The sequence below is a fragment of the Clostridium sp. J1101437_171009_A5 genome (assembly GCF_015547905.1).
GTDB lineage: Bacteria > Bacillota > Clostridia > Oscillospirales > Oscillospiraceae > Pseudoflavonifractor_A > Pseudoflavonifractor_A gallinarum.
The window spans coordinates 16,427-31,780 of the sequence record NZ_JADMVY010000019.1; the positions used below are offsets into that span (position 1 = coordinate 16,427).

The window sequence follows — 15,354 nt, forward strand, 5'->3', positions numbered from 1 at the left end:
CTTATTTGCTTTTGGGCGAAGAAAACCCCGTCTGGGATTTGCTCAGTAAACGAGCCTTTACCTCAGATGGGGTTTCTCTGCGCGTCATCCGACGATGGAAGATGTTATCCTCGTTCTCCCATTCAATCAGCCGGTCAAACATATCCGGGTGTTTTGTAATCATGTGCAACAGCTCTTCGTCGCTTGCGTTGGGACAGAACCAGCAACCGTTTCTTCGGCAGTGAGCGTAGATTGGGGAAAGCAGCCCGTGTTCCTGACAGAGCTTGTAGGCGTCCGCCTCGGTCATACCGTATTTGGCAAGCAGACTGACCTTCGTTATTCCATCCAGACGAGCAAGGCGTTTTGGCTCATCCTCCGCGATGCCGACATAGCTCACAGTGTCCGGCGAGAGTGCGGCATTGTACTTGCGGACTGGCGGGATTTTGCAGTCACGATTGACTGCACACATACCAGCCCATGCAAAGCCGCGAACCTCGCCCTTGTGCGGTCCGCGGGTGATGACATGATGGAACACCTCATCGTAGGTCTTGTCTGCATGGAGAATGGTGAACTTGACGCCCAGCTCTTTTTCACAGAAGGGCTTGAGCCGGTCATAGATGAAGTCCCTGTGTTCAGGGATTTCGCCGCTTGTGTCCTTATCAAACATGACCTCGCTGAAAACTGCCTCGTCCAGCGGCTCATTGTGCTGTGCAGCCAGCAGGAGCGTCGCTACGCTGTCTTTGCCTCCGCTGCAAGAGGCAACATACTTCGGGCGAGTCATCGGTCAAACTCCATCTTGAAGCTGACGTATTTGCCGCCGCTGTCATCCAGACGGATCACCGCATCATAGAGTTGAGGCTTCTTCGGCGTGTAAAGCCCGGTCACTCGGCACCAGCCCTTGTCCAGCAGCTCCTTTGCAATCTTCTTGGTCAGCTTCTTTTTCTTACTGGAAAAGAACTTATTGTCTTCCCACAGGCAGAAGGAGCATTCCCTGTTTGAGCAGTAGAAGTTGCCCTTGCCGACATAGACCGGAGAGCCGCAGCGGGGACATTTGCCGATTTCCTCCTTGCCCGTGCCGAAACGCTGGGCTTCGGCATCGGAGAGGAACGGGTAGGCTTTCACGAGATCCCCGGTCATCTGGACAATGCCGCTGAGGAAGGCGTCTGCATCCGCATTGCCGCGTTCGATCTCCATGAGCGTGTTTTCCCATTCCGCAGTCATTGCGGGAGAGGTGATCTGTTCCGGCAGAACACAGACAAGGTTGCAGCCGTCCTTCGTGGGAATGAGGGATTTGCCTTTGCGCTCTGCAAAGCCGGATTTCACCAGCTTTTCAATGATACCGGCACGGGTCGCGGGTGTTCCGAGACCTTTCTTCTCGGTGTCATCGTCAAACTGATCGTTTCCGGCAGTCTCCATTGCAGACAGGAGCGTGTCTTCCGTGTATTGCTTCGGAGGCGTCGTAAAGTGTTCCGTAACGCTGGCGGACACACTATCCAGAACATCACCCTCATGGACTTCGGGCAGGGACTTCATGGGATCGTCCTTTTCCTTCGTCTTGAGGGATGCCTTGAACAGCTCTTCGATGGCTTTCCATCCGTTTTGAACGACGGTCTTCCCCTTGGTTTTGAACTCGTAGCCCTCGCAGGAGAGCGTGATCTGCGTTTCCGCGTAGGTGTGCTTCTCGCCGGTTGCACACAGAAGGCGCATCCCGACAAGATTGAGGATTTTCTGTTCCGACTGAGGGAGAGCGGAAACATCCTGCTTTTCAAGCTGGACGGTCGGAAGAATGGCGTGGTGATCTGTGACCTTGCTGTTGTCGGTTACGCGGGCAATGTCCGGAGTGACCGAAACGCCGGAGAAAAGCGGAAGCTGACGGCAGACGATGGAAATGACCTGACGGGCAGTGTCCTCCATATCGTCTGTGATGAACTGACTGTCCGTGCGCGGATAGGTCAGGAGCTTCTTTTCGTAGAGCGTCTGGACGAGATCAAGCGTCTGCTGGGCAGTGAAGCCGTAATATCGGTTTGCCTCGCGCTGCAAGGTGGTCAGATCATATAGCTTCGGAGGATTGACCGTCTTCGTTTCCTGCTTGAGAGAAGAAACGACGGCTTGCTTTTTCTCGCAAGCCGCCGCAATTCTTTTTGCTTCCTCTTTGGTTTTGACCTTTTCCAAATCGGCGGTCAGATCGCCCTTACCAACGTGGACATTGAAATACTTCTCCTTCTGGAAGGTGGAGATTTTCCCGTCGCGCTCCACCAGCATTGCAAGGGTTGGCGTCTGGACGCGCCCGACCACCAGCTTCTTGTGATAGAGCGTGGTGAAAAGGCGGGTGCCGTTGATACCGACAATCCAGTCTGCCTTCGAGCGGCTGAGTGCCGCTTCATAGAGGCGGTCATATTCCTTGCCGTCCCGGAGATGGTTGAAGCCTTCGCGGATGGCGGAGTCCTCCAATGAGCTGATCCACAGACGCTTGAAGGGCTTGGTGCATCCAGCTTTGTTGTAGACCAGCCGGAAGATCAGCTCACCCTCGCGCCCTGCATCGGTTGCGCAGACCAGCTCGGTGACGCGCTTGTCCTTCATGAGAGCGGACAGCACCTTGAACTGCTGTGCTTTGTCCTTCGTGACCTCAAACATCCAGCTTTCCGGAACAATGGGCAGATCGTCATACCGCCACTTGGCATACCGCTCATCGTAGGAGCTGGCGTCTGCCAGCTCCACCAGATGACCGAAGCACCACGAAACGATGTAATTGCCGCCCTCCATATAGCCGTCCTTTCGGGACGTTGCGCCCAGAACCTTTGCGATGGACTGGGCAACGCTGGGCTTTTCAGCAATGACTAAGATCAATCTTCATCACCATCCGTTTCAGCGTCCTCCGCAATCTGCGGCTCATCATCCTCGTTGATGTACGGCTCTTCCTCGTAGCCTTCATCGTCGAAAAAGTCCATGTCCTCATCCTTGGGCTTTCTGCCCTTGACGAACTTGATGTAGTAATAGGCTGCACCCGCAGCACCGGCAAGGACAAAGATGACGAGGATCATGCCGACGTTGGACTTCTTTTCGGGTTTGGGCGCGGGGACATCGGTTTCCGCATCCTTGTCCGGCTCAGGTGTAGCGAGAGCTGTGCCGGTGCATTCGCTCATGTTGGTCTTGCAGACCGGGCAGTCGGTGTTGACTTGACCGGCAGCGCATTTCTCCTTGCAGTTACAGGTGGTCAGCGCAGCCGCAGTGTCTTCATCCAGCAGCGCAAGCAGATCGCTCTCATCGACCATGTTCAGGAAGTACGTCTGATACTGTTCCTCATCCTCGTTGATGGGCGCATCGTAGTCGATGACAATGAAGAAGGTGTTGCCGCTTTTCGTCTGGACAGTGATGAACTGCTTGTTGGTTGCCTTGTCATAGAGCAAGTCGCGGGTGTAGGCGTTGCCCTCATCGTCAATCGGCTCACCCTTCGGCTTTTCCGGCGCGGGTGTGGTTTCAGGCTGCTGTTCCGGCTGGGTTGTCTCAGTGACCGGAAGGTTCTGATCGGTATCATCGGCATAGGCAAACGCCGTCACCGAGAAGCAGGACAGAACCATGACGCAGACCGCAAGGACGGTCAGAAAACGAAACTTCTTACGCATTGTCGATTACCTCCGTATTTTCAGCGGGCTTGGTGCCGCCCTTCATGGAAGACAGGAACGCCATGATCTGATCCTTGTCCATCACCATAGAGCGCACGGTATTGATGATTTCAAGGTTTTCCAGCTCTGTCTTCTTGTCATACAGCTCCTTGAGCTGACCTTCGATTTCGGATTTCTTCTTTTCAGCCTTCTCGATGTCGGAGAGGACTTTCTGATACTTGGGATTCATGCAAAACTCCTTTCTTTTAATAGGCGGGTCTTCCGAAGGCGTAGAAATGCTGCTGCCAGTAGGAAGAGTTGATGGATGTGTACTGAATGGGATCGCCGCAGTGGATCATGACCCCATCACCAACATAAATGCCGACGTGAGACACGCCGGGGGTGTCATACGTTCCGACGAAAAAGATAAGATCACCGGGCTGTGCATTCGCCTTTGAAACCGGCGTACAGACGTTGTAAAGCCCCTGTGCGCCCAGCCGCCCGGTATTTACAAGCCCGCTGTTCGTGAGAACGTAGCTGACGAAGCCGGAGCAGTCAAAGGACGTGTCGGGATTGGAGCCGCCCCACACATACGGATAGCCGAGATACTTTTCCGCCTCGGTAATCAGCGTTGCAAACCTCTCGTCGTTCAGGTATTCCGGGTTGACATCGTAGTCGGCGGGCGGATTTGTGATGTACTTGTCCACATAGGGAGAGTCACCGAACAGATCCTCGCGGTTTCCCAGCACCGACATATACGTTGCGTACATGGAGAGCTGTTCCTGAGACATGATGTAGACCGGGACATGGGAGAGATTGAAGTTTTCGAGCTTCACATTGCAGATGTAGTAGTCATACGGGACGCGGTAGGTTTCCGTGTGCGTGTTGCCGTCTGCATCCGTCCATGTGTCGGTTTCCGTGCGGTATCTGGTTTCGACGATGACCTCTTCGGTGAGGATGTACTGCTTTTCAAACAGCATTTGGAGCGTACCCTGCACCTCATCCAGCGTGAACTCGCCCTCATGGAGAGCCGAGAGAATGGAGATCAGCACATAGGGGTCATGCTCAATATCATCCAGATTGAAGTGATATTCGTCATAGTCATGAGTGCCTTCATAGTTATCCAGATAGCTTTGCAGCTCTTGCTCCATCCGGCAATACTGCGCCTCCGCGCCGAGCATCGCGTCATCCTCGCTGAGATAAGAGGAAGCGATAACCGACGAGCCGGTAGAGGTGAGCATCGAACACGAGCTGATACCGGCACCGAGCAAAACGAGAAGGGCAACTCCGACGCCGATCCAGATGAAGACCTTCTTGTTGTTCTCAAAGAACTCCTTGAGCTTGTCGGACACCTTTTCGCCGAGCTTCTTGCCGGTATTCTTCGTGGCAGTCCCGGCAGTCTGAGAACCGGCATTCCGTGCAGCGGCATATTCCTTCTTGATGTTCTGCTTCTGGTAGTGCTTGTTCATGTTCTGCTTCTTCATCTCAGGATGCTCCTGCTGATTTCTTTCATATTGGAGCTTCGCATCCGCAGCATCCGCCTTGTGTTCCAGCTTGGAAACCTTCTCATAAGGCTTGTTGACGCTGCTTTCCCGATGATGACGGAAATGCCTCGCAGCGGTCTCAGCGGCAATCTCTGTTTTATGCGCCGCCTCAACCGCCGAGTTTTCCTGCTCGACCTCATGGATTTTGCCGTGAATGCCGGAAGCAAGGGTGTCACCGACCTTGCGGACGGTTTTATCTGCCTCAAATTGCAGCTTGCCTTTGCTCTTGGGCTTTTTCAGCGCATCCTCAAAATGAAGGCGGGTTTTGCCCTTTCCGGTCTCTTCATCAAAGACACGCTCTTTCTTGAGAACCTTGTGCGTGGGCAGCTTTTCACGGGCAGCATCCAGACGCTCATGTGCCTTCTCAGACTTCCTTTCGAGCTTCTGCATCCGCTTCGTGGGCGGGACGGCATCGCCCGAGAGCGGCTTTGCAGAGGCAGTCTCCGCCGCTTGAGTGAGAACGGCATCTGCATCAACGGCTTCAACCGCAGAGGTCTTGCGCAGCTTGTGGGTGACAACCGTTTCGGCAATCACCGTGCCGGTATGCGAAGAAACGCCGTGCTGCTCCAAAACAGGGGGATTGAACGGCGTTTCCGAGGGCAGCGGTTCAGGTGCATTCTGGGGTGGATTTTCTGCCCTTTTCTCTTCTGTGACGGACGTTTCCGAGGGCGGCTGTGTGTCGTTATCCTCGGCGTGTTCCGCCTGAAACTGACAGTGCTGACGGCGCATCTGCACCTTTTTCTGTTCCTCCGCAGAAAGAGCTTCGGAAGGCGCGACTGTCTCAGCGGACTTCACCAACTCTGCTTCTTCCAGCCGCTTTGACACACGCTGCTCGGTGCCAGCCGTCAGGTTTTTCTCGACCGCGCCGTCTCGCGTCATCCGCAGAACTACCTTGTCGCGGGCTTTGAGTTCCGGTTCCTTGGACATCAGATTTCACCTCCGATCCGCTTGTAGGCAAGCTCGGTGTACGCCGGATTCAGCTCGATGCCGACGAAATGACGCCCCATCTGCGCGGCAACCATGCCGGTTGTGCCGCTTCCCATGAATGGGTCAAGCACAATGCCGTCTTCGGGACAACCGGCGAGAAGACAGGTCTCAACCAGCTTTGGAGGGTAGGCGGCATAGTGACCGCCCTTGAAGGGGACGGTGTTGATCTTCCAGACATCGCGCTTGTTGCGGAGCGTATTGATGTCACTGTCCTTGATCTCACCATGCTCGCGGGGGCGGTTGATGGACTGCGGCTGAGGCTGACCGGGAACGGGCTTTCCGTATTTGTTGCCGCCCTTCATGCCGCGCTTGAGGCGTTCTGCCGTTGCGGGGGCAATCGGCTCGGAGATTGCCTTGTAGTCGAAGAAATACTTCTTGGACTTGGAGAACAGGAAAATATGCTCGTAGCAGCGGGCGCAGCGGTCTTTGACGCTCTCCGGCATGGGGTTATCCTTCATCCAGATGATGTCGTTGCGCAGATACCAGCCGGTATCGCGGAGGGCAAAAGCCAGCATCCACGGAATGCCGATCATGTCTTTCGGCTTGCAGCCCTCAACCTTGTTGTTGAGAGCCACAGCCTGACCGTTTCTGCCGTTGGGGTTCTTCGGGTCATTAAAATCACCCTGATTGCCCTTTCCGGCGTAGGTGTCTGAAATGTTCAGCCAGAGCGTTCCATCCGGACGCAAAACGCGCCTGACTTCGGTAAACACTTCCGTCAGGCGCGAGATGTATTCCTTCGGCGTTGCCTCTCTGCCGATCTGAGCATCCATGCCGTAATCGCGGAGCGCGTAATACGGAGGGGACGTCACACAGCAATGAACGCTGTCATCGGGCAGAGTTTTCAGGATTTCAAGGCAATCGCCGGTATGAATGATGTCAAGCTCTATGGGTATCAGCTCCTTCCTTTGAGAGCCGGACGGCTCAGTCAGAGAAGAACTCGTCCGGCTCGTAGTCCTCATCGAGATCGTCAATCTCGTCCGCCCAACGGTCGAAGATTTCCTCGGCTTCCTTCGCCGCCTCACGATAGAGGCTCAGGCGGTTCTTCTCAAAGGCGGCAAAGGCGGGGACGAACTTGCCGAACTCGCGGATTGCCTTCACATCCTGCGTGCGCATATCTGCGACGCACTGAATGATTTCGGACATCGTGAGCAGATCGTCGATCATGGTTTCGTAGTCTTCCTTGGCGATGGTGACGGTATCGGCATCGTCCTCAGCCGCTTCCTGCTTGCGGACTCGGAACGTCTCGTGGACATCCTTCATCAGCTTGATCACACAGTCAGTGGTCTCATCGAAAATCTCCTGCATACGCTCTGCCATCTGGTCGGCGCAGTCCTCCAGTTCCTCATGAACGTGGAGGTAGGCGCGATGGTGCTTTTTCAGTTCGGTTTCCTCGTGGATGAGGGCAATGAGATCGGCGCTCATGTCGATGACCTCAAGCAGAAGGTCAATCGGCTTGGTGATGCTGCCAAACGTGGTGTTTACGGGGACACCGCTGGCTTCTGCGATGATGCTCTTGGCGTTCTCAAGATTGAAGTTCTTATTCATATTCAAAATCCTCCTTAATTCTGTACGGTTTCTTCGGGCTTGGTGGTCATGATGCGGTAGAGCTGCGTGTTCTTGGGGAAATCGTCCTTGAATGGCACGATGGTTGAGCCATAGAAGATCAGCCCCTCACCGGCGTTGGAATTGGTGATGTAGTTCTGCTGGCTGGGCGAGATGTTCAGCGCCTTCGAGAGAATCTGCCGGTCACCGGATGCCTGATTCAGAAGGTAGACAAAATCCGAGTTTTCAAAGATGTTTTCCACCTCGCGGGAAGCAAGAAGATCCTTGACGTTCTGGGTGATACCGGTGGGAATGCCGCCCCACTTTCTGAAACGCTTCCAGATTTCCACGCTGTATGCGGCGGTCTGTTCCTCCTTCAAGAGCAGATGGAACTCGTCCATGTAGTAGCGCGTTGCCTTATGCTGGGCGCGGTTGATGGTGACTCTGTTCCACACCTGATCCTGTACAATCAGCATACCGAGCTTCTTGAGCTGCTTGCCGAGTTCGCGGATGTCATAGCAGACGAAGCGGTTGTTGACATCCACATTCGTTCTGTGATTGAAGACGTTCAGAGAGCCGTGAACATAGATTTCAAGGGCAGTTGCGATGCGCTGTGCCTCCGGCTCCTTCTGATTTCTCAGAATGTTGTAGAGGTCTTCAAGGATCGGCATTTTCTCCGGCTTGGGATCTGCAAGAAACTCCTGATAGACCATGCGGACGCTGCGGTCGATGATAGTCTTCTCAACCGGCTGCAAGCCGTCCTTGCCGCCGACAATCAGCTCACACATGGAGAGGATGAAGTCGGATTTCAGCGTCAGCGGGTTTTCCTCTTCGGAGTAGTTCGTGTTGATGTCCAGCGGATTGATGTAATCCGTGCTGACCGGCGAGATGCGGATGACTTGACCGCCGAGCTTCTGAACAAGGGGGAAATACTCGGCTTCGGGGTCGCAGACGATGATGTCATCCTCGGTGATGAGGAAGGCGTTCGTCATTTCGCGCTTGGCGGAGAAGGACTTGCCGGAACCGGGCGTACCCAAGATCAGCCCGTTGGGGTTCTTGAGCTGCTTGCGGTCAACCATGATCATGTTGTTGGACAGCGCATTCAGCCCGTAGTAGAGAGCTTCGCCGCCCTGAAAAAGCTCCTGCGTGGTGAACGGCACGAAAACCGCCGTGCTGGAAGTGGTCAGTCCGCGTTCGATCTCCACCTGATTGACGCCGATAGGCAAAGAGGACATCAGCCCTTCCTCCTGCTGGAAGTCAAGACGCTTGAGCGCACAGTTATACTTTTGGGCAATGGCGGCGGTCTGGAACACCGCGTTTTCGAGCTTCTGGCGGTTGGTTGCCGTATTCATGATGAGGATGGTCACAAGGAATAGTCTCTCATTGCGGGTCTGGAGATCCTGCAACAGACGCTTTGCCTCACCGCCGAAGGTGGCAAGATCGGACGGGATGATGTCCATATCGTAGCCGGAGCGGACTGCCTTTTTCTGCTCTTCGATCTTCATCTTGTCGAGGTCGGTGATCTTCATCTTGATGCTCTTGATTGCCTTCGCCTGGTCTATCGTCCGGATATGAAAATTGACCGTGATGTTGCTGTCCATCTCAAGGAAGTCGGCAAGCATACGGTCATTGAGTTCCGGCGCGAGGATTTGCAGGAAGCTCACCGCGCCGATGGTTCTGCCCATCTTGAAGCACTTGCCTTCACGGAAGTCAAAGGAAGTGGGCGCGATGAAATCCTTCGTACTGAGTCCTGTCCGAGCAACCATGTCAAAGGAAAAGCGAAACGGCTCATTGGTGTCCATGTTGAACACATCATGAAGCACTTTCAGCCGTTCATAGCCGGACAGCAGCTCGGTTCTCACACCAAGGGTTTTGAAGTTGTTGAGAATGTCGGTTTCAATGCGTTCGAGCTTCGGCTTTGCCGTGCGGAGGGAGTCTGCCTCAATGCCGAAGGTAATGTACTTCCTCTTGACCAGTCCGTTGTTGCCCTTGGTGAGCTGGCTTTGCAGCATACCGGAATACTCGGAGCGGATGTCGTTGAAGGCGTCCTCCTGCGCCGGGATGTTGATGCGTTTGCGGAACTCATTGAGACTTGCCTTCTGATTGATGAAGGAGAGCTGGACGAAGATTGAGCTGTCGAAGTAGTTCAGAAAGTCGCACCAGTTCTCAAAGATGGCAGTTTTGTCCTCGTTCTGCGCAAGCTGGTAGTTGATGTCCTCAAAGGCGATGGACTTCGTGTAGAGGCGGCTGTTCACCTTGCAGATACCGTCACGGCACATCTCCACATAGGGGATGGTCTGCTGGGCGGACTTGCGGACTTTCTTTGCCTTCCTGTCCTTTTTCTTCTGCATGACGATCCGCTTCTTTTCCTGAGCGGAAAGGGCATCGCCGTAAACGACGCCGTTTTTGACGGTCATCTTAGGCTTTGCCTTTGCTGTGCTGTTGTTCAAGCTGCAATTCCTCCTGTTCTTTGATTTTCTGCTGAATCTCAGCGTAGAGATTGTTCGTGCGGTAGGGACGCACCTTGTCCCGGATGAACATGGACTGTACGATGTGGTACAGATACTTCTCGGCGGGCTGACCGTCCTTCTCGTAAAGCGCGAAGAAGATGAACGGGAGCATGATCACCACCATCAGCATTGCCGCCGTAGACAAGTCGAGATGCGCCTTTGCCAGAAAGAAGATCGGGACGCCGACTGCCGCAGCGATGGAAAAACAAATGAGCTGCCGCTTGGTCAGGTTGAACATGACCTTCGTTTTGACGCGGTTAAGATCCTTCGGGACCGGAACAAATGCCATTGACTGTTTCCTCCTTTCTAAGCTGCTTTTCGTAGCGCAGCTTCATTTGTGCGGGATATTGATCCTCCTTCGGCTGACGCTTGCCTGTCCAGCGAAGCCCACCCGCTTTGCCTTGACAAATCCAGCCGGAAGCCCGAAGGCTTGCACCGTTTTCGCTTTCCAGCGTGTAGGTGATGATGCGCTTATAGCCCATAGCCGCAGCAGCTCTTGCCGCCGCGCCGTAGAGAAAGCTGCAAGCGTTCTTCGCCCCGTTGGTGCATAGCCTTGTAACCTCCAATGTGAAGCCGTCATCCAGATACCGGCTGACGGGACGCCCAGCGATGATTACGCCGACCAGCTCACCGTCTGCTTCACAGCCGATGGAAAACTTGTGACCGGCAACCGGCTTATGATGCCGGTGATGCTGCCGGACGTACTCGTTGGCGTCACGAAGAGAGATGGGTCTTAGCCGCAGCATGGTGTTTCCTCCATAGGAAGATGCGCCGTGCATTCGACCTCGTTGCCCCAAACATCCCAGCCTTCGGGAGACTGACGGGCAAAAAGCTCTACGCGGGGAAGGTCTCCCATGAGCCGAACAATGCGCTCCCGCGCTTCATCCGGCTTTTTGGAATGCTCTTCAATGTGGCTGAGGATGACCTGACGCACACCGGCGTCAACACGCTTCGGATGTCCCTTCGTAGCAAGGATGCAGATTTCGGCATTCGCCCTTGTCCAGTAGCCCATGCCGGTAAAGAGATCGTCGTTCTTACGGTTTTGCTTCACCCATACAAAAGCCACGGTCTTATAGGAAAATCCCCATGCCGTCAGCACTTCGAGTGCTTCACAGAGGCACGGGAACGTGATCCAGAGGAACAGGGCGCAGTCCTTCGCGGCAAGCTCACCGACCGGAAGTGCCTTGATGTCTTCAATGCACATTGTCGGGTAGTGACTTTCTGCCGACCGTCCCTGCCCCTTCTTGGAGTAAGTCCGATACGCCCAAGGGGGATCGGCGTAGATGATGCTGTACTTCTTCATGCTGCCGACCTCCTTAGTGCGCATGGAAGATGGATTTTGCAAGGCTTCCGGTCTTGAACAGCGAGAAGCACAGAATGACCGTGTACGCTGCCACAGAGAACAGAGCCGAATGAATGTTGTCTGCGATGATCATGCCGTTGATCAGCACCGCATAGATGCCGACGCAGACCATGATGAGAAAGCCCTGAAATGCCAGAGCAAACAAGCCTTTCAGATAATTCGTGCCGATGCTGCCCCATTCGCGGTTGCTCATGGTTGCGATGGGAATAGGCGCAATACTCACGGTGCAGTAAATCTCAATCATGCGCCCGTAGAGAATGACCGTAATGAGGATCGCCATGATTTTGAGGCACAAGCTGATCAGAAGCGTTTCTATTGACAGACCGAGCAGTTCTCCGACGCCCATGTTCTCCATGCCGGTACGCATCTGCGCAATCGTCGAATCAATATCAATGCTGGTGTTGCCGTGAATGACACCGGCTGCACCGGAAACTACGTTCTGCCCGATGTCGAATACTGCCATCACGATGTCAAAGGTGTGCGTCACGAGATAGATCGCCACAGCCGCCTTGAAAAACCACTTGAAGAACATCCAAGTGTCCATGTCGTGAAGGTTGTTTTTCTCGGTGATCATGGAAATCAGCTCGTAGCACAAAACGAAGGTGATGATGATACCAGCGATGGGGACTATCACGTTTTCGGATAGTCCCCGGATCATCTGGTACACGCCGCCGTTCCAGCCGGACGGAGTTTGCCCGACCTCGGCGGCAATCGTTCCTACCTTCTCGTTGACATCGGTGAACATATTGGTCAGGTTGCTCTCGATCCATCCGATCAGCATATCCTTGAGAGCCTGTTCGATCTTTTCTAAAATGCTGCCCAATATTTCACCACCCTTCGGTTAAGCTGGGCTTGCCGTGGATTAGCCGAACAAACCGGAGAGCAGGGGGATGAGGGTCGTGCCGATCAGCACCACACCGCCGCCAGCCATGAGCTGCTTGATGCCCTGAGACTTGGCGCCGGGGTTGTCGTTGCCGTAGCCTTCCATGAGGTTGACAACACCCCACACTGCGAGACCTGCGCCGAGGGCGATAACGAGCGTCTGAAGAACCGTGACAGCCTGATTGATGAAAGCCATAGATTTTCCTCCTTGATTTGAAAAAGATTGGTTGTGTATTTTTGAAAATGGGCATAAAAAAAGAAGCCCCGTCGCTGTTCTGCTTTGGGAGCCATCAGGCTGTACCCACTGCGCAGTGCAGCGACGGGGCTTTAATCCGCTTCGATCTCGCCCATATCATAGAGGTCGAATGTGTCATCGGGCTTGACTACCAGCTTGTGCTGCCGGTACTTCTCGATGTCAAAGGCGTTCCGCTTATCATAGTCGGAGAGCTGCCGGTACTTTGGATGCTTTGTAATGTCGTATTTGTTACTGAGAAAAGGTCTCACGCCTCGAAGCTGTAAAATACACTTGGCTCCGTCCATGACGGCGATCTCGTCCTGAGACATCAGTTCCTTGCCGGTCTTCTGATAGTTCAAGCCATAGGAGTTGTTGTTGGAACGGGTTTCTGAGGTGTTGTAAAGGTCGATTGTCTCCTTGCCCAGCACCTCGCTGATTTCCTTGAGCGTGGATTTCTCCTTGCCGCCAAGAAAAAGTGTGCAGTCGCAGTTGCCTGTGATGGTGTCTGCCGCATCCTTGTAGATGGTCTTGAGCTGAGACTGGGACTGCAAGATGATTGACGCCGAGATTTCCCGGCTTCGGATGGTTGCGATGAGCTTATCAAACTTGGGGATTTGACCGATGTTCGCAAACTCGTCCAGCAGACAGCGCACATGGACGGGAAGCCGTCCGTTGTAAACGTCATCTGCTTTGTCGCAGAGAAGGTTGAAGAGCTGGGAATACATGATCGCCACGACGAAATTGAAGGTGTCATCGGTATCGGAAATAATGACGAACAGCGCCGTCTTCCGGTCTCCGATGGTGTCCAGTTCCATCTCATCGTAGCTCATCAGCTCCCGCAGCTCTGCAATGTCGAAGGGCGCAAGCCTTGCGCCGCAGGAAATTAAAATCGACTTAGCAGTCTTGCCAGAGACGAAAAGTCAAGGACTTTTTCATCAAATTCACAAAGAAGTCACATTTTGCGGACTTCCTCACGGAGCAGACGCTTGATTTTGTCCTCCATCGTCTCTTTTGCGGTCTCGCTGAAATGCACACGGACGATATAGGTTGTCTTTCCGATCTGCTTTCTGACAGTCGGGCAAGTGGCGGTGTTGGTTGCGGTATTGTTCATTCAAAATCCTCCTGTAAATGAAAAATGCCCGGTGACTGTTCATCATCGGGCGGTGTCGGTATGAGGGAACAAGGCAAGGCGGCAACATTAAGGTATCTATAAAAACCTTGCCGTCTTTGCCACGCTTGCCGTGTTCCTGCTGTCAGTCTCGGAGATAGCAGACCCATGCTGTGCCGTCTTTCTCGGTCACAAGTCTATCCCCGATACGGCTCTTTGCCGTTCTCATGGTGCGTGAGGAAATTCCACGCTCATTGACCGTCTTTTCCAGCTCTGCACTTGGCATACGCTTTCCATCTGCCAGCAGTTCCAGAATGAGCATTTGCGCCTGTGCGGTCTTGCTCTCGGTCTTGGCGGTGTCTGCCCCGGCAAGAAGCTCGTCAGCGGTAATGTCATAAGCTCCTATCCATTCAAAGCCTTTCTCGTCTCCCAGAGAAAAGGCAAGGGACTGTCCGGGCGGCGCAAGGGAGCTTTTCTCATGGATAAGCACCCTTGTTGTGGGACTGTCCTTCAGCTTGCCAATAAACAGCAGACTGCGGACTGCCGCCGTAATGTCGATAGACCCTAATCCTCGGTAGGTGCTTTGCGTTCCTGCGGCTTTGTTCAGGTGTCCGATCAGCACGATAGCGCACCCGGTAGCCTGTGCAATGTCTCCCAGACTTCGGAAGATGGGACGGACTTCATTTGCCCGGTTCATGTCCACATCTGCGCCCAGAAACGCCTGCACCGGGTCAATGATAACCAGCCTTGCGTTGTTCTCACGGATTGCCCTTGCTATGCGCTCATCGGCAAGGGTCAGCGGCGTGTCTCTATCGTCAATGACAAGCACTCGTTCAAGATCTGCGTTTGCTTCCATCAGCCGGGGCTTAACGGTATCGCCCAGACCGTCCTCGGCGGTCTGATAAATGATATTGAAAGGCTCAAGTGTCTCCATACCGGGCAAGGGCTTTCGGTTGGTGCAAGCCGCCGCAAGACGCATGGCGAAGTAGGTCTTGCCCTCGCCGGGGTTGCCCTGTATGATCGTCAGCTTTCCAAAGGGGATATACGGAAACCATAGCCAATCCACGCTCGTCAGCTCCACATCTGCCATGCGGAGCATGGGGACAGGCTGGGCGGTGGGTAGCTCTCGCAGCGTGATTGTCTCGGCTATGAATTTGCGGCTGGGAATGTCCCCTTGCTGACGGAGAACATCGTTCCAGTCTTTCCTTGCCGGGACAAGGCGAATGACGGCAATCTCGCCGGGAATGTCCTGCGCCAGTCGGGTGCAGGCTTCACTTCCTGCGGTGTCGCTGTCAAGGCAGAGGAATACTTTTCGGGTGTCCTTGCGTTCAGAAAGAAAACGGTCAAGGGCTTTGCCCGAAACGCCGCCCAGGGCAAGGTAGCTCCTTGTCTGCCAGTCCTGCGGATAAAGGCAGATAAAGGACAAAAGGTCAATCGGTGCTTCAAAAACAAAAAGCTGGTTGCCGTTTCCCTCATAGCGGAACGGATAGGACTTGTCAGACCCGGCAATGTCCTGTCTGAATGGGTCTGCCGTTCCTCGCACATGGGCGTATCTCGGCGTACCGCTTCGGTCTCTGCCGACAAACACAACATTGTGCCGCT

Annotated in this window: 15 protein-coding genes and 1 pseudogene; all 16 read right to left on the minus strand. The window is 54.2% G+C overall.

What is annotated here, in order from left to right; all coding sequences use genetic code 11:
- Window position 1: 1 nt before the first annotated feature.
- Window positions 2-760, minus strand: coding sequence for an adenine nucleotide alpha hydrolase family protein (locus I2C21_RS16560; RefSeq protein ID WP_195279803.1), 759 nt, complete (start codon window positions 758-760; stop codon window positions 2-4).
- Window positions 757-2,826, minus strand: a complete 2,070-nt coding sequence (locus I2C21_RS16565) for a DNA topoisomerase 3 (RefSeq protein WP_195279804.1) — start codon at window positions 2,824-2,826, stop codon at window positions 757-759. Before I2C21_RS16565 ends, I2C21_RS16560 begins: the two co-directional genes overlap by 4 nt.
- Complete coding sequence (locus tag I2C21_RS16570; protein ID WP_195279805.1) at window positions 2,823-3,602, minus strand: DUF4366 domain-containing protein; 780 nt, start codon at window positions 3,600-3,602, stop codon at window positions 2,823-2,825. The genes I2C21_RS16565 and I2C21_RS16570 overlap by 4 nt, the downstream gene beginning before the upstream one ends.
- The gene (locus tag I2C21_RS16575; protein WP_006573549.1) at window positions 3,595-3,831 is read right to left on the minus strand and encodes a DUF4315 family protein; all 237 of its coding nucleotides are present in this window, start codon (window positions 3,829-3,831) and stop codon (window positions 3,595-3,597) included. Before I2C21_RS16575 ends, I2C21_RS16570 begins: the two co-directional genes overlap by 8 nt.
- A gap of 16 nt (window positions 3,832-3,847) precedes the next feature.
- A complete protein-coding gene (locus I2C21_RS16580) occupies window positions 3,848-6,052 on the minus strand; it encodes a C40 family peptidase (protein WP_195279806.1) in 2,205 nt (734 codons plus the stop codon).
- Entirely contained in the window at window positions 6,052-7,071 is a 1,020-nt protein-coding gene (locus tag I2C21_RS16585) for a DNA-methyltransferase (RefSeq protein WP_286167342.1), read from the minus strand. The genes I2C21_RS16580 and I2C21_RS16585 overlap by 1 nt, the downstream gene beginning before the upstream one ends.
- Window positions 7,034-7,657, minus strand: a complete 624-nt coding sequence (locus I2C21_RS16590) for a hypothetical protein (protein WP_009323498.1) — start codon at window positions 7,655-7,657, stop codon at window positions 7,034-7,036. Before I2C21_RS16590 ends, I2C21_RS16585 begins: the two co-directional genes overlap by 38 nt.
- 14 nt (window positions 7,658-7,671) lie before the next feature.
- Window positions 7,672-10,071: a VirB4-like conjugal transfer ATPase, CD1110 family gene (locus I2C21_RS16595; protein WP_195279809.1), complete on the minus strand. Its 2,400-nt coding sequence runs from the start codon at window positions 10,069-10,071 to the stop codon at window positions 7,672-7,674.
- 1 nt (window position 10,072) lies between these two features.
- Window positions 10,073-10,453, minus strand: coding sequence for a PrgI family protein (locus I2C21_RS16600; RefSeq protein ID WP_005934790.1), 381 nt, complete (start codon window positions 10,451-10,453; stop codon window positions 10,073-10,075).
- Window positions 10,422-10,910, minus strand: coding sequence for an XF1762 family protein (locus I2C21_RS16605; RefSeq protein ID WP_006573555.1), 489 nt, complete (start codon window positions 10,908-10,910; stop codon window positions 10,422-10,424). Before I2C21_RS16605 ends, I2C21_RS16600 begins: the two co-directional genes overlap by 32 nt.
- The gene (locus I2C21_RS16610) at window positions 10,898-11,491 is read right to left on the minus strand and encodes an MT-A70 family methyltransferase (RefSeq protein WP_094762434.1); all 594 of its coding nucleotides are present in this window, start codon (window positions 11,489-11,491) and stop codon (window positions 10,898-10,900) included. The genes I2C21_RS16605 and I2C21_RS16610 overlap by 13 nt, the downstream gene beginning before the upstream one ends.
- Entirely contained in the window at window positions 11,481-12,350 is an 870-nt protein-coding gene (locus tag I2C21_RS16615) for a VirB6/TrbL-like conjugal transfer protein, CD1112 family (protein ID WP_007046101.1), read from the minus strand. Before I2C21_RS16615 ends, I2C21_RS16610 begins: the two co-directional genes overlap by 11 nt.
- A 39-nt stretch (window positions 12,351-12,389) precedes the next feature.
- Entirely contained in the window at window positions 12,390-12,605 is a 216-nt protein-coding gene (locus I2C21_RS16620; RefSeq protein ID WP_005934794.1) for a Maff2 family mobile element protein, read from the minus strand.
- 131 nt (window positions 12,606-12,736) lie between these two features.
- Window positions 12,737-13,555 (minus strand): annotated as a pseudogene (locus tag I2C21_RS16625) (VirD4-like conjugal transfer protein, CD1115 family); the annotation flags it as partial.
- A 41-nt stretch (window positions 13,556-13,596) separates the two neighbouring features.
- Window positions 13,597-13,755 carry a transposon-encoded TnpW family protein gene (locus tag I2C21_RS16630; protein WP_015524582.1) on the minus strand — a complete coding sequence of 53 codons (159 nt, stop codon included), beginning with the start codon at window positions 13,753-13,755 and terminating at the stop codon, window positions 13,597-13,599.
- A gap of 142 nt (window positions 13,756-13,897) precedes the next feature.
- Window positions 13,898-15,354, minus strand: a 1,457-nt coding sequence (locus I2C21_RS16635) for an AAA family ATPase (protein ID WP_195279807.1), incomplete at its 5' end; no start/stop codon positions are given.